Origin of the sequence: Streptomyces araujoniae (assembly GCF_050871195.1) — a bacterium.
Lineage (GTDB): Bacteria > Actinomycetota > Actinomycetes > Streptomycetales > Streptomycetaceae > Streptomyces > Streptomyces bacillaris.
In genome coordinates this window covers 7,725,793-7,747,679 of record NZ_CP194070.1, presented here as the reverse complement: position 1 = coordinate 7,747,679, position 21,887 = coordinate 7,725,793, and the positions used below count along the sequence as shown (strand labels likewise).

Here is a 21,887-nt window from a genome sequence, read left to right as displayed (position 1 = left end):
TCTCCGTTCGGATAACGGAAAGCGCCCTGGTCGTGGGCGAGCAGTGCGGGGGTGCTGCGGTGGCCCCTCCGGGCTGGGCCTCGGGTTTGGCAGTGGAAGCATCGTTGATGCACCTGATACAACACGTTGTGCGAGTGCGCTGGCCCCCGGCTCCGCCCGGCTGCTGCTGTTGCCCAACGTTGTTCATCTCGACCCGGCGTCCGCGGTGTTCGAGGCGATGAAGGAGTGGTGGGCGCGTCAGCAGACATCGCGGTCTCTGCAAGCGAAGACGATCGCGCCTCGGCTGCGGCTGGTTGACCGGTTGTGGGAGTTCTCCGGGCTGTACCCGTGGCAGTGGACGTCGGCCGAGGGCGAGGCGTTCATCGCGCATCTGCGCAGTCAGCGGCACCCGATCCGCATGTCGACGACGCGGACGGTCGGGCCGCTGTGCGACACCTGCTACCGCCGCCGTCGGCGGAATCCCGTGGCGTGCGGTATCTGCGGCGAGGTGCGTATCGCCGTAGGGCACACGAGCGGCGGCAGTGCGGCGTGCGGGCCCTGAGCGGGGCGCCCCGAGCTGCACGCGGCCTACGCCAGGTGCAGATATCCCGGCGACCTGTACACCGCGGGGCTGTGTGCCCGGTGCGTGCCGGCCGACCGGGTGGGTGAGCTGCTGGCCCCTGCCCGGGGCGAGGCCGCCGGGCAACTGCGCCCGCTCGCAGAGGCGCTGGGGCCGCACCCCATCCGCGCTCCGTACTGGCCTGCCTGCACAGGCACTCCGCTGCGGCCCTGCTGGCCGGCCTGGCCGCTGAAGGGCAGGCCCTCACCCACGAGATGCTCGACCGGCTGCCGCGGATGAAGTCCACCCGCAGTGTCCGCGAACTGCTGGTGGGCACGGGTGTCCTGCCGGTCCGGCAGGAGAACCTCGCCCGGCTGGAGACGTGGACGAGTGCGTTCATCGGCGCGCTGCCGGCCGGGCAGGCCCGTGTGGTCGGCCCGTACGCGCGATGGCACATCGTGCGCGACGCGAGGCGGCGCGCGGCACGCCGCCCCTACAGCTCGAGGGCCGCAGACGCCGACATGAGCGGTATCCGCATGGCGGCCGCCTTCACAGCCTGGCTCGACCACGAGGACCTGGACCTGACAGAACTGACCCAGGCCGACCTGGACCGGTACCTCACCGAACACCCCACGAGGCACCGCGGCACCAGAGCCTTCATCCGCTGGGCGATCACGCACCGGCTCACCGACAAGAACCTGACGGCAGCCGCCCCACGCTGGCCTTTCCCCATCGACTTCCTAGACACCGACGAAGTCGACGCCCAGCTCTCACGCTGCCTCAACGACACCGGCCTGCCCCGCGAAATACGCATCGCCGGCGCCCTGAGCCACCTGTACGCGCTGCCGCTCACTCGCATCGTCACTCTGACCGCCGACCGCTACACCCAGGAAGCCGACGGACAGGGCTACCTCACGCTGGAGCACAACCCCGTGCTGTTGCCGCCGAAACTCGACCGGGCCTGCGGGAGGGAGTGATGGGCATGGCCCGTTCGTTCTTCCGCTCCCGCCGCGGACCGTGAGTACGTGGCAGCGAGCCCGCCGGCACCCACCCAGCTCCCTCCTGCCGCTGATCGCGCGAACGAGCGCGCAGCGGCCGACGAAGGAGCAGTGGGCCACTGACCGCACCGGGCTATACCGGCCATGGGGTCTTGGGGACGCGGCCTGGTTGTCGCTGGCCCACGGCAACGAGCACCGTCAGAGGGCGGCCACCGAAGGCGACCGGTGGGAGATCCTTGCCCAGCACGCTGCCTTGGACGACCCACTGCGGCACCTGCCCGTCGGCGAGCGCCCGGGCTGATACTGACCCCGCAAGTGCAGCAACGCAGTTCAAACGCTCGGCGTCGTGAACATCTCCATTGAAGAATCTCAGTCGGGCGAGCCCGTGCAGGGACATCGCTACCTCCGGCCGCCGCTGCTGTGTGTGCCAGGTCCTCGGCGTACTGAGGGTGTACTCGTCCTTCGCTGGACCATGACGTCCACTCGACAGCCTTCGGGTGCTTCGCAGCAGCCGATTGGTTGCCCGCTCCGCGGTCCAAGCCCTGGCGACTCTCTCGTGCGCGTTGGATCGAGGCCTGCTCCGTGGCGACCTGCCGGCCCGCCTCTCGCTTGTGTGCCAACTCACCGCCGCCGCGGGCCATCGGTCAGAGGTCCCCTCCGTGCCGACCAAGATCCGGGCCATACGCGGACCAGCCGCGTGCCGTTTGGCCGAATCGTGGCCGTTTCCGATGGCAAGCGACCATGCGAGGCGTGTACCACCAGCACTCGAAGAACCTTCTGGTGTCGTACTCGGCGAAGAAGCTGGGCTTCTTCTAGGCGCGGCGGACGATGCCCGTGCCCTTCATGAACGGCTCGCGTGCAGGGTCGGGAACCCCGTCGATGTGGATCACCATCACCATGCCCGGGCCGCCTTGATCAGGGGCGAGCGGTGCTGCCGTGTCGAAGCCGCCGTACTGCTCGCCGATGCGACGCAGGACCTCTGCGATGAACAGCGTCGGCCCCGGGGCGGGTCGGGCTCAGCGGCTCTGCGTCGGAACAGTCCCATGATGTCGGTCCTCTCGAGTGCTTGTGTATGCGAGGGTCAGGCCTGCGTCGCCGAACAGGCAATCCCGATGCCGCGCAGGATCGCTTCGGCCTGCTGGCGGCGGTCGGGGGCGCTGCGGCCCAGGATCCGGGGGAAGCCGGCGAGCGGCTCCGCGCTCCGGATGGCGTCAGTGCCGGAGGTCCATCCCTCGCCGTCGAGGACGCTGCCGCCGTAGAACCAGCCGACGATCAGGTCGTGCGCGTCCCGGGAATCAAGGCTCCCCTGCTCCGTGAGCGCCATGATCGTCTCGCTGAGAGCGAAGGAGCACGGACCGAGCACCGGGCCGCGGCGCAGCAGCGACACGGTGCCGGGCTCAGCCAGGACGGTCACGGCGCGGCCGGCGAGCTCCAGGAGCGCGCAGTGGGCGCACCCGTAGCCGAGGAGATCCCCCGGCCGAAGACGTCCCAGGCGCTCGTCGGCGAGGTCGTGCCAGACCGCTTCCAGCGACGGGAAGTACGTGTAGAGCGCATTCACGGTCACCCCCACCTCCGCGGCCAGGCGACGCAGCGAGACGTCTTCGACGCGCCCGTGCTCGGCGAGCAGCCGGTCCGCGGCGCGCAGGACGCTCGCCTGCGTGATGTCGCCGCGCGGGCCGCGTGCTGCCATCTGTTCCTCCCGCCGGGCGTCGGCCCGTGGACAGTTCCGGTCCGCCGAGTGTAGGAATGAGTATGTACACCGTACAGACTGGACTTCTGGGGAGCAGTACGACCGCGCCGTTCGGGGGCCTGCCTCCAGCACCCATGGGATGCCCTCGTCGTGACCGATGACGACGTGCGGTGGACCACCGACGACTGCGCGCGCCGACTGCACACCCGCGTCCGCGTCGAGGACGCCGCGTTCGACGGCTGGATGTGAACCGTGTCCAGGAACAGGCTGGAAGGAGTCGATGATGCACGCGCAGATCCTCGGCAGGCCGGCCCCGCCGTCGTGAGCACGTCGCCCAGCGTCCTCGTGGTCCTCGGCAGGGACGAGACGAGCGCCGCCGTGCTGCGCTGTGTCAGATCGTTCACCGGGGCAGGCCTCCTGGCCGTCCGGGGGCGCATCGTCGCCGGGGAGCCCGTCATCGACGAGGAGATGTTCACGAACGCCTGGTTCGACGGGCGGGCCGACCTGCTGCTCGATCTGCTCACCGCCTGGCGGGAGCAGGGCATCGTGTTCGAGCTCCGTGAGAGCCTCGCCGACGCCGACGCGACGGCCCTGGAGCTGGAGATGCTGCGGAACATGATCGAGGCGGCGCAGCAGGACGAGGAGCGCTGCTGATGGATCACCGCATCATCGCCGCGGGAATCGAGACCTACGGAGCGCTTACCCGGTGGTCGGACATCACCTCGATCACGCTGGTGCGTGAACCCGAGGTGACCCACGAAGGCATGGTGATCTCGCAGGGCTACTGGCGGATCGTCATCGACCTCGCCACGGGCGACTTCATCGAGATCCCCCAATGCAGCCCGAGCTGGAACCAGGTCCTGAATGGCTTGCCGAAGCACCGCGCGCTGCGGGTCGCCGGCCTCGGCGACGTGATCGCCGCCGGAGAGCCGGGCGAGACGCTGCTCTGGCAGCGAAGCGCATCCGAGACCCCCGACGACGACCTCGCACAGCGGATCCGTGCCCGCGGACTGCCCGACTCCGTCGTCATGATCGCCACCCTCGGGGGTGCGCGCCTGCACCCGGCGCTCGGCTACCGCGCGGAATCCGTCGAGCCGTGGCCGGACAGCCCCGCACGGGCGGTCGTCGCTGCAGCGGGCCCCGCGGACCTCGTGCCCCTGTGGACCTGCGGAACCGTGACGGTGCTCTCCGCCGCCGACGGCTCCTTCCTGGAGTGGGACGCGGAAGAGAACGAGCCATGGACGATCTGGCCGGACTTCGCCGACGCGGTACGCAGCTTGCTCACGGACCTGTGGGAGGACGAAGCCGACGACGCGGCGCGGGCCGAGATCGCACGTCTCCTGCTGCCGGCGGGCCTCGTCGCCGCGGCGCTGGTGCCCGAGGAGCGGTGACTGCGATGAGCGCACGCGGCCCAGCTGCCCCGTGAGAAGCCGCCGTGGATCGACATGGCACCGGGCCCCGCACCTGCTCGCCCAGCTCCGCCGGAGCGCCCTCGCCAACACGGCACTCCGGGCGATCGTGGACCGGGTGTGCGAGGACCCGCAGGTGAGGGAGGTGCGGGAGCCAGCCGCGGACCTGCGCCGCCACGCCTACGGCACCGTACGGCCCATGCACCTGGACGGCGCGCCCACCCGTCCGGCCCGGGTGAGGATCATGGGCTGGCAGCCGATGCACTTGCCGAGCCTGCGCGTCATCACGGGCGAGCCCGCCCCCGCCCCGCTGCTTCTGGAGCTCAGTAACAGCTGGTCAAGAGCGGCACCTTGCAGGTCTCTGCCCTACGGCAACAGTTGGTCGCTGACACCAAGCGGCGCTCTGTGCTCCGGTGGCCGACAGGGCGCCACGTCCCCAAGGCATTCACTACCATGCAGACCGAACATCCCATACTTTCGCGAGTGTTCGACCGATCCTTGCCTCAAGGAACGTCTACTGGACGGAACCAGTCAGTCTTCATCCCGTATGGTTCGGAAGTGTGAGGCACTGCGATCATGCCGCAGTGAAAGAGAACCTATGGGCTAGACGTTTCCGGTTATTCCGCTTCGCCCTGCTCGGGCTGATGTCCATCCTCCTCGTGGGGGGGGTCTTCGCACCTCCTGCAGCCGCCGCAGCCGGAACCTGCTCCGAGAGCGGGAATTACGAGGTCTGCGTCACCTCCGGGGGCGAGGGCAACATCGACATCCTGATCCCCCGGAAGATCAAGGCGAAGATCGACGCGACGGCAGGATCCGCTCAGAGCGGCGACTACATCCGCGGCGCGATGTACACCTGGAGCACCAGCGGTTACGGCGCCGAGATAGCCGACTCCCTTCGAGTCGGCGGTCGTCATGGGCCTGGGCTGATTTGATTCGGATGGTCCACGCTCTGATCCTGCGCGGCATCGGACCGGAGCGCCCAGAAGGCGGGGCCGGGTCTGCTGCGGATGGCGCGGCGGACACCGTGGAGCAATTTCGGCCATGGATCTGTCGGTGTGGCTGTAATGAGTGCATCGTTGCTTCTGCGGGATTTCCCCGTTTCCCGCAGATGGGCCGGGCTCTGCCTGTTCGTCAGGCAGAGCCCGCCGCCGGCGCAGATGAACGGCGAGTTACCGAGGCTCGCCGGGATGGCCATGGGCGGCGCTGCGGTCGAACAGCACGTGGTTTCTCTGCACTTCGCTCCGAAGGGTGAACAGGTGCCCGGGGCAGGCCGATGAGCTCGTACATGGTTGGCGCCGGCGCGTCAAAGGCCGAGGATTGGTGCGTCGTACGGGAGAAGCCGTATGCGCCACACCCACGCACCCGCCGGACAGCAGCGAAACGCCGGCCGCCTTCCGAGCCTGCCACGTTGGAGCGCGCTCGCCCTCAGGTACCAAGATGGGATTGCGCGAAGTGGCACCACACTTGTCAGGGGGTCCTACACTTGTCACATGTCCGCCAACTCCCCTGACAATGAGCCTAGTTGCAGAGCTCCATCGCCTGGGAGACCTGACGATGCGACAGGGAGCGGGCCAGATCCTGCTCCGCGCCGAAGAGCCCCTCACTGGTTGTTGCGTCTCGCGGTGCGGGTGAAGGCGCAGTTCGCGGACAGCACCAGGGCGCTCGCGCTGGCCTTTCTGTTCTACCTGGTAGTGGTCTTCGGGACCGGCGTGGTATGGGCCGTCCGAGGCGGAGAACTCGCCCTGGTCGGCGCTGTGGTGACTGCGCTCGTGCTGCTGTGCATCGGCATGCTGCCGCTCATCACGGGGCGACAGCCGGACGCCGGGGAGAAGCCTCTCTGGCCGCCGCTCATGCTGCTGGTCGTACCGACGGCCGTGCTCGCGGTTGCCCTGCCGTCCCTGATCGTGTCGCTCTTCCTGGGTGCGCGGGCCGTTGAACTCACCCACGATTTCAAGCTGTCCTCCTCCGAACTGTCCAAGGAGGGCGAGCCGGTGACTGCGGAAGCGGAGACGGGCCGCACCAAGGCGCGCCTCTACATCACCTTCGACGCAACGGAAAGCGACCCCAACCGTCCTGTCTGCGCACCCGCCAGCACCCTCACGGTGACACCTCTCTGGGGGACGTCGGCAAAGGACGTACGCCCGGGCGAGGAGGCCGACTTCAGGTTGGGCCGAAACCAGAAGAAGATCGAACTCAAAGTCCAGATGTCGGCGGGGGACGACAATTGTCTGCTCGCCTTGAAAGTGGCCGCAGCACGCATGGACGACTGAAAGCGGCACGAACTACCGAACGACAAACGGGGTGGGTACCGATGCGGAAGACAACAAAGAAGTCAGAGCGGACACGGGATGCACGGGGACACAAGTACCGGCGTACCGGCCTGGCGCTGGGGTGCAGTGTGGTTCTCGTTGCCGGGACGGCTTGCGCCAGCCCGGGCGAAGACAGAACAGGCGAGGACAAGAAGACGTCTACGCCCCTCCTCCACGGCACCGTGCATATCGCCACCGCCTTCGACCAGCCAGGCTTCAGCTTCTGGAAGAACCGTCGCATGCGCGGCTTCGACGGGGACATCGCCTACTACCTGGCAGGTGAACTGGGCTTCCAGGCACGGTTCCAGAACGTGTCGCATGCCGACCGCGATGCCGAACTCGAGGGCAACCATGCCGGAATGGTCATCGCCACGTACTCGATCACTGCTGCGCGAAAGAAAAAGGTCGATTTCATCGGCCCCTATCTCACGACCAAGCAGGGATTTCTCGTACGCAAGGACTACAACGGCATCAAAACGGCGAACGACATCGCCGGGAAGACCATCTGTGTAGTCGAAGGTACGACTCCCGAGGACGTCACCATGCCGCAAAGCACCAGGGTGAACAAAGCGGGAGACGTCTCGGCCTGCGTGGAAGAGGTCAGGAGAGGCGGCGCGGACGCCACCTTCAACGACGAGGCGATGCTCTACGGCTATGTGGGCCAGAACAAGCCGGGCGAGGAGCAGCTCAAGATAGTTCCCAACCTCCACAGGGGAGACGAGAACCGTTACGGCGTAGGCATCCCGAAGGGCCACCCGGAAGAATGCAAGCGCATCCTGAAAGTCCTCCAGAAGTTCATTGTGGAGCAGTGGTCGACCTCTTTCAGGGCGCAGCTCCCTTCCCTCGTCAGCACCTACCCGGACTGGGAGAACACTTTCAAGCCGAACCCTGAGGACCTGAACCGCTTCTCCTCCTGCCAAGCCTGAGCGGCACCAGGCCGCATTGACGGCGCGGCCCCGGCGGCGAGCAGTGGGCGCCGGAGCAAAGCACAAACTGGTCTTCGTCGAAATCCTGTTGGCGACTCTCAACCATCTCCGTCACGGCGCAACCCACGACGGGTGTCGATGTCGTGGCCGGTGGCGGCTCCGACACGATGGTCGAATGGGGAGACCGCACGCCGTCTTGGTGTCGGCGCGGGTTCGGGAGGCGTGGGCGGGCTCCGTGGGGGGGGGAGGGCGAGCGTAGGTACGCCGCGCGGGCCGGTCGGCGGTTACCGGATCTGCTGTACCGGAATGCCGCCGGGGATGGCGGTCGCCTATAGAGCGGCGGCATGCGTCTGACTGAGCGCCTCCCCTCCCCCCTCAGGAATGGAAGAGAATGCAAAGTCCTTCTTGAGGCGCAGGTCAGGGAGTGTCCTCCCCGCCGACGCGAGGGTGTTCCGCTGCGCGGGAGACGGTCGTCCCAGCCCTTGCCGTTGTTCCCGCTGGTCAGGGACCACGGGAGGCGTGTACCACCAGCAGACGAAGAACCTTCTGGTGTCGTATTCGCCGAAGAAGCCGGGCTCTTCCAGAAACGGCAAAGGGCGCCTGGCCAGGGGAATTCTCCGGCAGGCGCCCTACGCCCCGTTCTGCGCGCGCACTCCGCAGGGGCGGCTGGACCGTACGGCGTGACCGGTCGACCCGGCAAAGGCTCCAGTCTGTCGGTGGTGCTCCCAGGGGTGGACCGTGCCGAAGCCGGTCGAGCGCTCGCACCGTGGCTCCGGCGAGGTGACGGTGGGCTCCCCTGTCTCATCACGGTGCGGGGGTGATGAGGTGGCCCATGCCTCCGTGGAGGAACCGGGTCAGGGCGGCGTGGCGGGCGGTGAAGTCGTCGGAGTGGTACCGGCCCTTGCTGATGCTGTCCAGGCGGAGGCTGTCGGCGAATACCTGGAGGGCTGAGGCGAGCATGAAGAGATAGGCGTCGTGGAGTGCTTCTTCGGGTGCGTCGGGGCTCAGGTCGCGCAGGTGGGTGATGAAGTGACGGGCGATGGAGTCGTACTCGTCGGCCACCAGGAGCTGCTGCGGCAGACGGGAGTGGGAGAGCTGGGCCGCGAAGCGGAAGTGGTGGCGCCAGCCGGTATCGCTGCTCGCGCGTTCGAGCATGGGGCGGGTGAAGGCGTCGATGATTCCCGCGAGACGGTCCTCGTGGGCTTGTTGTCGTGCGGTGGCTGTGGTGAGCAGGGCACGGCGGTGGGCGTTGAGGGGGGTGACTCGGCGTAGCAGAACGTCGCGGAAGAGGTTGTCCTTGGTGCCGAAGTGGTCGTTGACGGCGGCGAGGCGAGTGCCTGCGTGGGTGGTGATGTCGCGGACGGTGACGGCTCGGTAGCCGTTGCGGGCGAAGAGGGTTTCGGCGGCGTCGAGGAGTTTCTCGCGGGTGCGGGCCCGTTGGGCGACCCGGTTGCCGGGGCCGGGTGATGCGGTGGGAGGCGGGTGGGGGGTGGTGTCGGTCATGGTTCCAGGATGGTGTGTTCGGCGGTGCCGATGGCGTCCAGGGTGAGGGTGAGGGTGTCTCCTGGGGCGAGCCAGTGCCCGTTCTCCATGCCGCTGCCGCCGGGCAGGGTGCCGGTGGCGAAGAGTTCGCCGGGGTGGAGCTGTTCGCCGCGTGAGGCGTGGGCGAGTGCCTCTCCGATGCTCCAGCGGGCCCCGGCGGTGGTGACGTGGGCGACGGTGGTGCCGTTGAGGGCTACCGAGCCGGTGAGGTCGTCGAGGTGGGGCAGGATCGCGTCGGCGGTCACGGCGGTGGCGGACAGGGAGTTGGCGAAGTGCTTGGACTTCTGAGGTCCGAGCCCGCTCTTCATCTCGGCGCGCTGGACATCACGTGCGGAGAAGTCGTTGACCAGGACGAACGCCCCGACGGCCGCCAGGGCTTGTTCGGGCGTGGCGTCGAGGAGCGGGCGGGCCAGGACGAACCCCAGTTCCAGTTCGTAGTCCAGGGCCTGGGTGTAGGCGGGGGTGCGCAGGGGGCTGCCCGAGGGGATGAAGGCCAGGTGGTTGCCCATGTAGTAGACCGGCTGACGGTAGAAGAGGGCGCTGGGCCGGAAGAGGGGGAAGGGTCTGCGCACGATCCGCTCCCAGGCCCCGGTCACCCGTGCCTGGACCGGGTGGAAGCGGCGTACCAGGCCGCGGGCGGCGTCGATGTTGTGCTGTTCGTAAAGCAGGAAGTCCCGGAACGACAGGGGCTGGAGCGGCAGCAGGGGGTGATGCCGCCCGGCCGGGCGGCAGGAGGGCGGCGCCTGGGTCTGCGTGGCCCGGTGGTCCGCCTCCCAGGCCGGGTCGTACGCCCGGTCCCCCAGGGCGTCACCGGTGTAGTGCTCCCAGCGCCCCTCGGCGGTTTCGTACTGCACCTGCGTGCCCTGTGGGGTCTCTATGCGCCGCAGTCTCATCCTGGCCCTCCCAGATTTCGCGGAACAAGTGTTCCGATCGTAGGGGCAGCGCTATGTTGCGGAACAGACGTTCCGCGAAAGGGGGTTGAATGTGACACGCACCACTCCACGTGTCGACGAAGCCGCCGCCGGTGTCTTCTTCGCCCGCGGCACCGACGTGAACTGGATACTGCTGCGCGAGGGCCGCGACCTGACCCTCATCGACAGCGGCTGGCCCGGCGACGCCGATGCGCTCCTCGCCTCCGTCCGGGCCCTCGGGCACCATCCCGAGGACGTACGGGCCGTCCTGCTCACCCACGCCCACATCGACCACATGGGCGGCGCGGTCCACCTCCACCAGCGCTACCGGACACCGGTCTTCCTGCACCGGGCGGAACTCGCGCAGACCGGCGGCGGACACAAGCAGCAGGCCACCGCGGCCGACATCGCCCCCCGCCTCTGGAAGCCCTCGGCCCTGGCGTGGTCGCTGCGCATCGTGCGGGCAGGCGCACTGGGGCCGCACCGGGTGCCGCCGGCTCTGCCGCTGCCCGCGACCGGCGCCCTCGACCTGCCCGGCCGGCCCGTGCCGGTGCCCTGCCACGGGCACACCTCGGGCCACACCGCCTACTTCCTCCCCGCCATCGGGGCGGTGGCCACCGGTGACGCGCTCGTCACCGCCCACCCCCTCTCCCGCACGCCAGGACCCCAGCTCCTGCCGAGACTGTTCTCCACGACCCGGCCGCCACCGCGTCCTCGCTCGACGCCCTCGCCGCACTGGACGCCGGTCTCGTCCTCCCCGGCCACGGCTCCCCCTGGCACGGACCGGTCGCCGACGCCGTGGCCGCGGCCCGCGGGTAGACCCGCCGGCCGCGCAACCCGCCCCTCGCACCATGCACCCCGCCGCCTCACACCAGGGACGACGCAGAGCTCCTCGCACCGGCGGCCCCACCGCGGCGAGCGGCTCCGCCATGATTCGACCAGCCGGCCCGGCCGTCCGGCAGCACGGAGGAGGAGCCGCCGAGTCCGTAGCGGCGGAAGGCACCGGAGCGGCCGGGGCCGTGGGGAGCCTGGAAGATCCAGAGCGAAGCAGCAGGTCAGGAGCGCGTAGGAGGGAAAGATCGCGCCACAGGGGTTGACATGAGCATTGGTATGAACCAATGTCCTGCACCAGGTCGGTGGCCACCGATGTCCCCCTCGTTCGCGAACTCCCCCCACAAGCACCTGGAGATTCCCCGTGAACCGGACCCATCGCAAGAAGCGCGGCAGCAAGCTCCTGGGCGGCGGTGTCGCCCTCGCCCTGGCCACAGGCGGACTCATGGCGGCCACCACGCTCACCGGCAGCGCGGGCGCGGCCGAGAGCGGGCAGACCCGCTCGGCCGTACCCGCTCACGCCGTCACCGGCTACTGGCAGAACTTCGACAACGGCGCGACCGTCCAGAAGCTGGGCGACGTTCAGGACGGCTACGACATCATCGCGGTCGCCTTCGCCGACTCCACCGCCACCGACGGCCAGATCGAGTTCAACCTCGCCCCGGAGCTCGGCTACGCGTCCGAGGACGAGTTCAAGGCCGACATCGCCGCCAAGCAGGCGGCCGGCAAGTCCGTCATCATCTCCGTCGGCGGCGAACTCGGGAACGTGACGGTCGACGACTCCGAGTCGGCGCAGCAGTTCGCGGACAGCGCGTACGCCCTCATGGAGGAGTACGGTTTCGACGGCGTCGACATCGACCTGGAGCACGGCATCAACGCCCAGTACATGGGTGAGGCGCTGAAGTCGCTCGCGTCGAAGGCCGGGGACGGCCTCGTCCTCACCATGGCCCCGCAGACACTGGACATGCAGAACACCGAGACCGAGTACTTCAAGCTGGCGCTCGACGTGAAGGACATCCTCACCGTCGTCAACATGCAGTACTACAACAGCGGCTCGATGGCCGGCTGCGACGGCAACGTCTACGCCCAGGGCACGGTCGACTTCCTGACCGCGCTGGCCTGCATCCAGCTGGAGAACGGCCTCGATGCCGACCAGGTCGGCATCGGCACCCCCGCCTCCACCAAGGGCGCCGGCTCCGGCTACGTGGACCCGGCGATCGTGAACGACGCCCTGGACTGCCTGACCAAGGGCGAGAACTGCGGCGAGTTCAAGCCCGAGAAGACCTACCCGGGGCTGCGCGGCGCCATGACCTGGTCCACGAACTGGGACGCGTCGAACGGTGACAACTGGGTCAACAGCGTGGCACCGCACGTCCACGCACTCCCGTAGTCCGTCCCTCCTACGCCCCACCACTCGGGCCCGGCCGCCGGCTTCGGCGGCCGGGCCCCCTTCCGTTCGCGTCACCGGCTCCCGCGGTCCGGGCGGGCGGCGGCTCAGCGCCCCCGTCTAAGAGGGCCCGGAGTCGTCGCCACAGTCCGCGCCGACGCTCAAGGCTCGGAGACCGGTGGCGGGGCGGGCGTGGGCCCTCGCCGTCGCGGCATCGAGCCGTGGCGGCGAGGGCACACCCTCGGTCAGTGTCCGGCGACGACACCCGACAGCTCGTTGGTGCTCTTGGGCAGGGTGACGGAGCCGATCTTCTTCCCCGTTTCGATGTCGATGGCGTGCAGCGCCTTCCTGCCGGGCTCGGAGACGTAGGCGACGTGCCCGCGTACGAACAGGGTGGGCCGGGCCTGCTGCCAGTCCAGGGGCTCCTGCCAGGCACCCACGGCGGGGATCTTCTTCTCGATCGTGCCGGTGTCCGGGTCGATGACATGAAGGGCGCCGTCGGTTCCGAGGACCAGTGCCTCGCCGTGCGGGCCACGGGCCAGCGAGCGGAAGGAGTAGCTGGTGCCCAGGTCGACCAGGCGGAGCTTCTTCCTCTCGGTGTCGATGAGGGAGACGCGTGTGGGGCGTTCCAGTTCGGCCTCGGGGTCGGTCTTGTAGTCGCCCAGCAGTACGGGCGAGGCGTCGCTGCCAGCCTGGTTGCCGATGCGGCCGTAGTCGTCGGGGGAATCGATCTTGGTGAACGTGCCGTCCTGGTAGATCAGGATGCCGTCCTCGCAGCCGACGGCGACGGCTTCGTTCTCGGCGGCGGCCTCTCCGTGGACGCCGGGGCAGTTCTCGTTGCGCGCGATCTCCTTGTCGTTCCGGTCCAGCACCAGCGCTCCGGTGCGCTTCTCCTCGGTGCCCAGGGTGCTCACGAGTCGGCCGTCGGACAGTTCGATGGCAACACCGTGGTGCGGAGTGGCGGAGGTGTAGGTGCGCCCTGTCGGCTTCTTCCCGCTGCTCAGTGCGGTGGGGTCAAAGACGTTGACCTCCCCGGTGCCGTCGGTGAAGAGCACGGTCCTCGCGGCGTGGCGGACGACGTGGCCCGGCTTGGCGCCCTTGTACTCGATGTCGGTGAGAGCCTGCTCACGGGCGTCCAGGACCCGGAATCCGCTGTCGGTCGAGACGACGACGTGGTCCTTGTCGCCCGCGGGGTTGACCCGGTTGAAACCGGGCAGGTCGATGGTTTTCGCGAGCTTCAGGCTCTCGCCGTCGAGGATGTAGAGGCCACCGTCGAAGGTGGCGACCAGCGGCTCCTTCACCGCCACCGCGGTTGTGGAGCTCGCGGTTCCGTCGGACTCGGTGGCGGTGGAGGAGCTCTCCCCTCCGCAAGCGGTCAGGACCGTGGCGACGGCCATGGCCAGTGCCGTGCCCGTGAGGGCTCTGCCGCGTATCGACGTGTTCATCGGTCTGTTCCTTTCTGCGCCGCGCGGTGGCGGCATGGAGGTACGACGTTCCGGCGCCCGGTGACGGGTGTGCCGGGAGGTTGGGAGGCCGGGAGGGTCAGCCGCCGGTCAGGCCGGTGACCATGGCGGTGGTGTTGGAGCGCATCATCCGCAGGTAGGTGTCGGCGCCCGCGCCCTCGGCGGTCAGGGACTCCGAGTGGAGTGCGATGACGCGGACCCCGCCGCCCGTCTCCGTCCGGAGTACGTCGGCGAGCCGTCGGGGCTGGGAGGAGTCCGCGAAGACCGTGCTCACGCCCGCTCTCTCCATCGCCTCGGTGAGGGAGCGCAGATCCGAGGAGCTGGGTGAGGCCAGCGTGGTTCCGCTCGGGACGACCGCGCCGATCACCTCGAAGCCGAAGCGGTCGGCGAGGTAGCCGAAGACGTGGTGGTTGGTGACGAGGGCGCGCCGGTCCTCGGGGACGCCGCCGAAGGACTTCTCCATCCAGGTGGTGAGGTCCGTGAGCTGCTCGGCGTAGCGTTCGGCGTTGGCCCGTATCGTGCCGGGGTCGACGCCCTTGACGTGTTCGACGACCTGGTCGGCTATCAGGCCGGTGACCTTCCGCATCCGGTCGGGGTCCGTCCAGAAGTGCGGGTCGGGCTGTCCTTCCTCGCCCCCGGGCCCACCGTCGTCGGCGGTGTGGAAGGTGAGCGGGTCGGCCGCCTCGCCGGCCGCGAAGGTGGCGACACCGGCCGCGCGGGCGGCGTCGACGTGTCGCTGGACGTTCTCCTCCAGGCCCAGGCCGTTGTGGACGACCAGGTCGGCCTGTTCCAGCTCGGCGGCCTGGACCGCCGACAGCCCGAAGGAGTGCGGGTCGGCGTTGGGCTTCATCAGGACGGTCACGTCGGCCTGGTCGCCGACGATCTCGCGGGTGACGTCACCGAGGATGTTGGTCGTGACGACGACGGCGGGCCGGTCGTCCCCGGTGGTGCAGGCGGTGACGGTCATGGCCGTCACGAGGGCGAGCAGGCCCGCGATCAGGTGTCGCGCGTGAGCGGTGCCCGCCCTCGCCCGGCGGCGTATCCCGGCCGGGGTCATCGCCCGCCCGCGCGTTCCGGTCCGGCTGATCGTCCGCTTGCGTGCTCCGGTCCGCTTCGTGCTCCGGTTGCGTATTGCGGTCCGGTTCGTCGTGCGGTTGCGCACTCCGGTTCGGCTCATCGTCCGATGCCGTGCTCCGGTCCGGCTCATCGTCCGGTCTCCGCCATGAGGACCGGCTCGACGTCCAGGTCGAAGGAGCGCGCGATGCGCAGGCCGTCGTTGTAGTCGATCTCGAACACCTTCCTGCCCTCGGGGTCGTTGACATAGGCGCGGCTGCGGTCGACCTCGATGACGGGGGCGGTGCCGGCGGAGTGGCCCTGCTTCACCGCTGTCAGCAGCGGTTCGGTCCGTGCGGTCCGCTTTCCGGTCCCGATGTCGTAACCGTGCAGCGCGCCGTCGGTCTCCAGAACGAGCAGCGGGGAGCCCTCGCCCGCCGTGTTGGACGCGACGACGGGTCCGGTGTCCACGTGCCTCCACTCCCGCTCCGTGACGTCGAGGACCCAGACGGCGTCACCTCCGGCCGGGGCGGTGAGGGTGTCGCTGCCGGGCCGTTGACGGAAGGCGGTGGCCCGTTCCCGCTCCGGGACGTGCTTTCCGTACGGGATCTTCTCGGCGGTGAAGGCGCCGCCCCGCTTGCGTACGAGCAGGGCGCCGTCGGCGCAGCCGAGGATGACGCCGCGCCGGGTGACGGCGTCTCCCCGGGGTGTCTCGCACGTCATGTCCGGGGAGGCCACGCGTTCGCCCTTGCGGTCGAGGACGACGAGCCGGGTGGTCCCGCCCCGGTTCGCGAAGGCGAGCAGGTGTTCCTCGTACGGCACGACGGCGCCGGTGTACGTGCCGCGAAGCTCAAGGGCAGTGACGACCCGGCCCTTCTCCAGCTCGCCCCGGTCGTGCAGGACGGTGCGGCCGTTCTCGTCGGTCACCGCCGTCACGGCGGCGTCGCTGCGTATCCGCGCCCGGCTGCCCGCGGGCAGCTCCCCCACGTCCCGTGCCGCCGCGCTGTAGTAGTGGACGTGGTCCCTGTGGTCCACCATCCAGGCGCCACCGTCGAGGACATGGGTGCCACCGGGCGTGTGCAGGTACCCGAACCTGCCGTCCGTGGTCAGCCGGACGGCGTCCTTCACCGCCGCGGTCCTGTGGACCTTGCCGGTGACGAGGTCGAGAACTCTGGTGTTCCCGCTGCCGGGGTCGTTCAGGAGGAGCCGGGACTGCTGCTCGGCGGTCTCCTGGGCTCCCTCGACGTACCCGTGCGGAGTGACGGAGGGACCCCGCGCGTCGGGGTGTGCGGCGTCGCTTTTCTCGCCCGCGCAGCCCGTGGTGAGCAGGGCGGTGAGCACCAGTGCGGCCGATGCCCAGGGAGTGACGTTTCTGCGGATCGTCATGTCGATCGCTTCCGGCTTCTTTCAGTTGGCTTCGAGCAGGGGTGCCGCAGGGCGGTCCCGGCGCGTACGGCGGTCGCGCAGGGCGGACAGCACGTGGGACAGGAAGAACAGGCTGACCGCGAGGGCCGCGATCGTGGCGCCGGCCGCGGTGCTCAGGTGCCAGGACAGCAGCAGGCCGCCGAACGTGGCCGCGCTGCCGGTCAGGGCGGCGAGCACCATGACTCCGCGTACGGAGCGGGCCCAGGGCAGGGCGGCCGCCGGCGGCGCGATGAGCAGTCCGAGGACGAGCAGCGTTCCCACGATGTGGAACGAGGCGACGATCGCCAGACCGAGCAGGCCGAGGAGCACGGCGTGGGCCAGGCGCGGCCGCAGCCCCAGGGTGTGGGCCTTGCGCGCGTCGAACGCGAGGGCCAGGAAGGCGCGGTGGCCGAGGACCGAGACCGCCAGGGCCGCGAGCAGCGCCGCCGCGAGCACGAGGAGGTCCTGCTGCCTGACGGCGAGGACGTCCCCGAAGAGGAATCCGGTCAGGTCGACCGCGAAGGACTGGGAGCGGGACACGATGATCACGCCGAGCGAGAGCATGCCGACGAACAGCAGCCCGATGCCGGTGTCCTGCGACAGCTTCGGTGTACGGCCCAGCGCGGTGACGCCGGCCGTCATGACGGCGGCGCTGACCACCGCGCCCGCCATCGGACTGCCGCCGAGGAGCGCGGCGACCGCGACGCCCGGCAGCAGCCCGTGGGACATGGCGTCACCGAGGAAGGCCATCCCTCTCAGCACCACCCAGGTGCCCGCCAGTGCGCAGATCGCGGACACCAGCATCCCGCCCCACAGGGCCCGCTGCACGAAGGTCACCTCGAACGGGACCGTCAACCATTCCATGCGCCGGACACTACAATGAAAATCATGTTCAACAAACTGCCTGCCTCGCCCACGCCCTCCGTCGACCGGACCACCTCCCTCCGCTTCTCGGGGCTGTGCGCCGGCTATCCAGGGCGCCCGGTGCTCCACCAAGTCAGCGGCGAAATAAAGGAGTTGACGACCACCGTGCTCGTCGGACCGAACGGCAGCGGCAAGTCGACCCTGCTGGGCGTGCTCGCCGGTGTGATCAAGCCGACATCCGGCGACCTCGTCCGCACCGGTGCCCGGCCGCCCGCCTTCGTGCCGCAGCGTGCGGCGGTCGGGGACGCCCTTCCCCTCACCGTCCGGGAGGCGGTGGAGATGGGGCGCTGGGGCGACCGCGGCCCGTGGCGCCGGCTGACCGCGCGGGACCACGCGACCGTGGACGCCGTCCTCGACCGGCTCGGCATCGGTGACCTCGCCCCACGTCAGCTGGGCGAGCTGTCGGGCGGGCAGCGGCAACGCGCCCTCATTGCCCAGGGCTTGGCGCAGGAGTCGGACCTCCTGCTCCTCGACGAGCCGACCACCGGCCTGGATCCGGAGGCCAGGGACCGGATCGGGGAGCTGTTGACGGAGCTGGTCGCCGACGGGGTGACGGTCGTCCAGGCCACGCACGATCTCGCGGTGGCGCGGGCGGCGGACTTCTGCCTCCTGCTCCAGGGGGGCCGCATCGCCGGGCAGGGGCGTCCGGACGAGGTCCTCACCCCGTCGTCGCTGACCCGGATCTGGCAGGCGTTCTAGAGGCCCGGGGACGGTGGAGTCGCCGTGTTTCCCGACGACGTCCTCGCCCCGGCGTCGCTCACCCTGATCCGGAAGGCGCTCCGAAGAACTCGGCCCGGGCCGGGTCGCCGTACCTGCGGACGTGGACGGAGACCCGCGCGCCGTTGACCTCGGCTGCCCGGTCCTCGCGGAAGTGGCGGCGCAGGGTCTCCTCCTTCGCCTCCTCCCGGGGGTCCCCCGATGCGCGCTCCCCCGCCGCCCGTACCACGACGATCCGGGCCCGCTCACCACTGCGCCGGCCGCCCCGGCGAGGAATCCGAGCGCGTCTTCGAGCGCTTCGTCCGGCTCGACGACGCCCGTTCCCGCGACCGCGGCGGCGCCGGCCTGGGGCTCCCCATCGCCCGCGAACTCGCCCAGCGGCACCGGGGCACGCTCGCCCTGGTCCCCTCGGACGCCGGAGCCTGCTTCGAGCTGCGGCTGCCCCGGGCGCCCCTGCCCGTCGACGTCTGAGGCCGCCGACCCCGCCCGCGACGGGGCGGGCGCGGCCGACGGCCCGCCGTCCCGTCCGGCCGCCGCGCCTTCCGGTCCCAGGGCCGAACCGCATATCCGGTCGAGCGGGCGGGTAGGGCCGTGGAGGGCGGTCCCACCGCGTGTCCTCTCCGGGTCAGGTGCCGCCCCCTGTCCTGCGATGGAGCGTCGATGCTGCGGATCCACTTCACGCCCGAGGATCTGACACGGGTCACGGTGGCCCGGGGCCCGGACTTCCTGTGGGAGATCACCAACAGCGTGCAGACGCTCCAACGGACCGACGGGGAGAGGGTGTTCGGAGCCTGGCGGCGATGGGTGCGGCCACGGCTGCCGGAGAGCCGGCTGCTGCTCTCGCCGCTGCTGCCGGCCTACGGCTACTCCCCGGACTTCCTCACCCCCGCTTCGGGTGACCGCAGCACGCTGCAGGCCGCCGTCGACACCCTGCTCGGCACGGAGCGCCCCCGGTTGCGCGCCGAACTGTCGAGGCTGGCCAGGTCGCGGCGGCTGCCGGGCTGGACACGGGCGCTCGCCGAGGGGGACAAGGAGACGCTCGGACGGCTGGGTGAGGCGCTCCACGCCTATCAGGCGGAGGCCCTCGTCCCGCACTGGCACCAGGTGCGTGCGGACATCGACGCCGACCGGGCCCGCCGGATGGAGAGCCTGATGGACGGCGGGACCGAGGCGCTGCTCGCCGGGCTGGGGCCCGGTGTCCGCTGGCGTCCGCCCGTGCTGGAGATGGACTACCCGGTCGACCAGCAACTGCGCCTGCGGGGACGGGGGCTGCTGCTCCAGCCGTCCTTCTTCTGCTGGCCCGCCCCGACCACGCTCGCGGACGCGGAGCTGTCGCCCGTCCTGGTCCATCCGATCCGCCACACGCCGGACTGGCTCGCCTCCGGGGCCGGACGGCCCGACAGCGACAGCCTCGGGCAGCTCGTCGGCCGGACCCGGGCGGCCCTGCTGCGGGCCACCCGCACAGGCTGCTCCACCGTGGAGGCCGCCCGGCTGCTCCAGGTGACGCACCCGGCGGTCAGCCAGCACGCGAACGTGCTGCGGGCGGCGGGCCTGATCACCACCGTCCGTACGGCCGGACGGGCCTTCCACCTCGCGACGGCCGAGGGCCGGGCGCTCCTGGCGGCCGAGCACCGGGATGGTCCGGAGCCCATGTAAGCCTGGGCTTACGGGACTTGTGTCCGTTCGACGGGGGCCGCCACGCTGTCTGCCACCGCCGCACCCCCACGCCGCTCACCCCCGCAGCGCCCCTCCCCCACAGGAGCCCCCATGCGCACGAGACTGCTCTCCGGCACGGTCGCCGCCCTCGTCCTCGGCACCCTGCTGCTGCCCGCGACCGCCCAGGCGTCCGCGACGTCCTCCGTCCCCGTGCTGGACGTACGCGCGCAGGAAGCCACCGCCGGGACCGCCGTCGCCTCCGGATACGGCGAGCCGGGCACCCGGCTGCGCGTGGAGGCCGGTCGCACGGCCGGCGCACGCTGGCTGGAGATCGCCTACCAGGTCCAGGAGACCGGCTACTGGTGCGGGCCCGCCGCGACCCGTATCGCGCTCTCCGCACGCACCGCCCCGCCCAGCCAGGCCGCCCTGGCCGCACAGCTGGGCACGACCCAGGCGGGCACGGACCACATCGGGCAGATCACCCGGGTGCTCAACGCCCGCCTCGGCACCGGCTGGTACGAGACCAAGGAGATGCCGAACGATCCGCCCACCCCGGCGCAGCGGGACCTCCTCTGGCACGACATCGTCTTCGACATCGACCGGAACCACCCGCTGGTGGCCAACATCGTCGCCCCGCCCGGCAACCAGCCGCCCGGCTATCCGCCCGGCCAGACGATCTACCACTACTTCACCGTCTTCGGCTACGACGCGGTCGACCGCACCGTGCTCATCGCCGACCCCGCGTCCTTCGGCGGCAACCAGATCTACTGGCTCTCCTTCGACCAGCTGGCCTCGCTGATCCCGCCGAAGGGCTACTCCGCCTGACCCCGTGGAGCGGCCCCGCGCCGCCCACCGCCCCGATTCCCCCTTCCCGACCCTGGAGGTCATGTTGAGCACCGCCCACCCCAGCCGCCGAGGTGTGATGAAGGCCGCCGCCGGACTCACCGCCATGACCGCCCTCGGCACCGGAGGGGTCCTGGCCTCGGCGTCCGCCGCCCATGCCGCCGGCGACGGGTTCGGCCTGCGCATCGTGGACCGCAACGAGTCCGACGCCCGCATGCGCTACTACCGCTTCGCCACCTCCGCCATCGGCTGGAACCCCGGGGTCAACGTCCTCCTCCCGGACGGGTACCACACCTCGGGGCGCCGGTACCCGGTCCTGTACCTGTTCCACGGGGGCGGTACCGGGCAGGACTTCATCACCTTCGACCGGATGGGCATCCGCGCCTGGACCGCCGGGAAGCCGCTCATCGTGGTGATGCCGGACGGCGGGGCCGCGGGCTGGTACTCGAACCCGGTCCACTCCAACACCGGGGCCCGCAACTGGGAGACCTTCCACATCGCCCAGCTGCTGCCGTGGGTCGACGCCAACTTCCGTACGTACGCGGAGTACAACGGCCGGGCCGTCTCCGGCTTCTCCATGGGCGGCTTCGGCGCGCTGAAGTACGCGGCCAAGTACTACGGGCACTTCGCCTCGGTCAGCTCGCACTCCGGTCCGGCCAGCCTGCGCCGCGACGCGGGTCTCGTCACCCACTGGGCCAACCTCTCCTCGGCCGCCGTGGAGCTGGGCGGCGGCACGGTCTACGGCGCGCCGCTGTGGGACGAGGCCCGGGTCAGCGCCGACAACCCGGTGCAGCGGGTGGAGAGTTACCGCAACAAGCGGGTGTTCCTGGTGGCCGGCACCAGCCCCGACCCGGTCAACTGGTTCGACACCGTCAACGAGACGCAGGTCCTGGCCGGGCAGCGGGAGTTCCGGGGCCGTCTCGGGTCGGCCGGCATTCCGCACGAGTGGCACGAGGTGCCGGGCGGGCACTTCGTACGCCCCGACCTCTTCCGCCGGGACCTGGACGGGATCGTCGCCCGCCTCCGTAAGGCCTGACCACCCTCACCACAGCCGCTCGCATGAGCGGGCCCCTCACCAGACGCGCTGGGCACCGGGCGGTGAGCACCTCAGGGCGAGTAATCATGACAGAGTTATTGGTCTATACCTTGACTCGATCATGTCAAGTTCGCTTGAGTGTGTTCACACCCCCATCACGGACGCGCCCGGACTCTGCACATCTCCGGTCCGGGCGGCCGTTGTGCGTATTGGAGTGATCGAGTGCTCAGACATCGCATCGCGAGAACGC

General features: G+C 70.1%; 20 protein-coding genes and 1 pseudogene. 14 read left to right on the top strand and 7 right to left on the bottom strand.

Features of this window, described 5'->3' with window-relative positions:
* The first annotated feature begins 169 nt into the window (after positions 1-169).
* The gene (locus tag ACQ9ZG_RS32555; RefSeq protein WP_219995651.1) at positions 170-541 is read left to right on the top strand and encodes a hypothetical protein; all 372 of its coding nucleotides are present in this window, start codon (positions 170-172) and stop codon (positions 539-541) included.
* 272 nt (positions 542-813) lie between these two features.
* Positions 814-1,515 carry a hypothetical protein gene (locus ACQ9ZG_RS32550; protein ID WP_109917653.1) on the top strand — a complete coding sequence of 234 codons (702 nt, stop codon included), beginning with the start codon at positions 814-816 and terminating at the stop codon, positions 1,513-1,515.
* Positions 1,516-2,617: 1,102 nt separating this feature from the next.
* Here the strand turns inward: ACQ9ZG_RS32550 and ACQ9ZG_RS32545 are convergent.
* Positions 2,618-3,226, bottom strand: coding sequence for a TetR/AcrR family transcriptional regulator (locus ACQ9ZG_RS32545; protein ID WP_109916426.1), 609 nt, complete (start codon positions 3,224-3,226; stop codon positions 2,618-2,620).
* 321 nt (positions 3,227-3,547) lie between these two features.
* On the opposite strand from ACQ9ZG_RS32545, the gene ACQ9ZG_RS32540 reads away from it, so the two are divergent.
* From ACQ9ZG_RS32540 to ACQ9ZG_RS32520, 5 genes are all read left to right on the top strand, one after another.
* Entirely contained in the window at positions 3,548-3,880 is a 333-nt protein-coding gene (locus ACQ9ZG_RS32540; protein ID WP_109916425.1) for a hypothetical protein, read from the top strand.
* Positions 3,880-4,617 carry a hypothetical protein gene (locus ACQ9ZG_RS32535; protein WP_109916424.1) on the top strand — a complete coding sequence of 246 codons (738 nt, stop codon included), beginning with the start codon at positions 3,880-3,882 and terminating at the stop codon, positions 4,615-4,617. Before ACQ9ZG_RS32540 ends, ACQ9ZG_RS32535 begins: the two co-directional genes overlap by 1 nt.
* Positions 4,618-5,279: 662 nt before the next feature.
* Positions 5,280-5,567, top strand: a complete 288-nt coding sequence (locus ACQ9ZG_RS32530) for a hypothetical protein (RefSeq protein ID WP_258312268.1) — start codon at positions 5,280-5,282, stop codon at positions 5,565-5,567.
* Between the two features lie 675 nt (positions 5,568-6,242).
* Positions 6,243-6,905 carry a hypothetical protein gene (locus ACQ9ZG_RS32525; protein WP_499281531.1) on the top strand — a complete coding sequence of 221 codons (663 nt, stop codon included), beginning with the start codon at positions 6,243-6,245 and terminating at the stop codon, positions 6,903-6,905.
* A gap of 128 nt (positions 6,906-7,033) precedes the next feature.
* On the top strand, positions 7,034-7,870 hold the full coding sequence (locus tag ACQ9ZG_RS32520) for a transporter substrate-binding domain-containing protein (RefSeq protein ID WP_499281530.1): 837 nt from the start codon (positions 7,034-7,036) through the stop codon (positions 7,868-7,870).
* Between the two features lie 804 nt (positions 7,871-8,674).
* On the opposite strand, the gene ACQ9ZG_RS32515 is transcribed toward ACQ9ZG_RS32520, so the two are convergent.
* Positions 8,675-9,373, bottom strand: a complete 699-nt coding sequence (locus ACQ9ZG_RS32515; RefSeq protein ID WP_109916421.1) for a TetR/AcrR family transcriptional regulator — start codon at positions 9,371-9,373, stop codon at positions 8,675-8,677.
* Complete coding sequence (locus tag ACQ9ZG_RS32510) at positions 9,370-10,305, bottom strand: fumarylacetoacetate hydrolase family protein (RefSeq protein WP_181398305.1); 936 nt, start codon at positions 10,303-10,305, stop codon at positions 9,370-9,372. Before ACQ9ZG_RS32510 ends, ACQ9ZG_RS32515 begins: the two co-directional genes overlap by 4 nt.
* 91 nt (positions 10,306-10,396) lie before the next feature.
* Between ACQ9ZG_RS32510 and ACQ9ZG_RS32505 the strand changes: the two genes are divergently transcribed.
* Together ACQ9ZG_RS32505 and ACQ9ZG_RS32500 are read left to right on the top strand one after the other, a co-directional pair.
* On the top strand, positions 10,397-11,392 hold the full coding sequence (locus tag ACQ9ZG_RS32505) for an MBL fold metallo-hydrolase (protein WP_258312267.1): 996 nt from the start codon (positions 10,397-10,399) through the stop codon (positions 11,390-11,392).
* Between the two features lie 126 nt (positions 11,393-11,518).
* Positions 11,519-12,544 carry a chitinase gene (locus tag ACQ9ZG_RS32500; RefSeq protein ID WP_109916419.1) on the top strand — a complete coding sequence of 342 codons (1,026 nt, stop codon included), beginning with the start codon at positions 11,519-11,521 and terminating at the stop codon, positions 12,542-12,544.
* 242 nt (positions 12,545-12,786) lie between these two features.
* Here ACQ9ZG_RS32500 and aztD read toward each other — a convergent pair whose 3' ends face one another.
* The 4 genes from aztD to aztB form a co-directional block, all read right to left on the bottom strand.
* A complete protein-coding gene (gene aztD, locus ACQ9ZG_RS32495) occupies positions 12,787-13,986 on the bottom strand; it encodes a zinc metallochaperone AztD (protein ID WP_109916418.1) in 1,200 nt (399 codons plus the stop codon).
* A gap of 97 nt (positions 13,987-14,083) precedes the next feature.
* A complete protein-coding gene (aztC, locus tag ACQ9ZG_RS32490) occupies positions 14,084-15,061 on the bottom strand; it encodes a zinc ABC transporter substrate-binding protein AztC (protein WP_109916417.1) in 978 nt (325 codons plus the stop codon).
* Positions 15,062-15,207: 146 nt separating this feature from the next.
* The gene (locus tag ACQ9ZG_RS32485; RefSeq protein ID WP_109916416.1) at positions 15,208-16,443 is read right to left on the bottom strand and encodes a hypothetical protein; all 1,236 of its coding nucleotides are present in this window, start codon (positions 16,441-16,443) and stop codon (positions 15,208-15,210) included.
* A gap of 21 nt (positions 16,444-16,464) precedes the next feature.
* Complete coding sequence (gene aztB / locus ACQ9ZG_RS32480) at positions 16,465-17,325, bottom strand: zinc ABC transporter permease AztB (protein ID WP_109916415.1); 861 nt, start codon at positions 17,323-17,325, stop codon at positions 16,465-16,467.
* Between the two features lie 15 nt (positions 17,326-17,340).
* On the opposite strand from aztB, the gene aztA reads away from it, so the two are divergent.
* The 5 genes and pseudogenes from aztA to ACQ9ZG_RS32455 all read left to right on the top strand — a co-directional run bounded on the left by aztA (position 17,341) and on the right by ACQ9ZG_RS32455 (position 21,637).
* The gene (aztA, locus tag ACQ9ZG_RS32475; RefSeq protein ID WP_109916414.1) at positions 17,341-18,084 is read left to right on the top strand and encodes a zinc ABC transporter ATP-binding protein AztA; all 744 of its coding nucleotides are present in this window, start codon (positions 17,341-17,343) and stop codon (positions 18,082-18,084) included.
* A 276-nt stretch (positions 18,085-18,360) separates the two neighbouring features.
* Positions 18,361-18,573 (top strand): annotated as a pseudogene (locus tag ACQ9ZG_RS32470) (ATP-binding protein); the annotation flags it as partial.
* A gap of 189 nt (positions 18,574-18,762) precedes the next feature.
* The gene (locus tag ACQ9ZG_RS32465; protein ID WP_109915657.1) at positions 18,763-19,758 is read left to right on the top strand and encodes a winged helix-turn-helix domain-containing protein; all 996 of its coding nucleotides are present in this window, start codon (positions 18,763-18,765) and stop codon (positions 19,756-19,758) included.
* 111 nt (positions 19,759-19,869) lie between these two features.
* The gene (locus ACQ9ZG_RS32460; RefSeq protein ID WP_028417818.1) at positions 19,870-20,583 is read left to right on the top strand and encodes a C39 family peptidase; all 714 of its coding nucleotides are present in this window, start codon (positions 19,870-19,872) and stop codon (positions 20,581-20,583) included.
* Between the two features lie 64 nt (positions 20,584-20,647).
* A complete protein-coding gene (locus ACQ9ZG_RS32455; RefSeq protein ID WP_375138315.1) occupies positions 20,648-21,637 on the top strand; it encodes an alpha/beta hydrolase in 990 nt (329 codons plus the stop codon).
* Positions 21,638-21,887 lie beyond the last annotated feature (250 nt).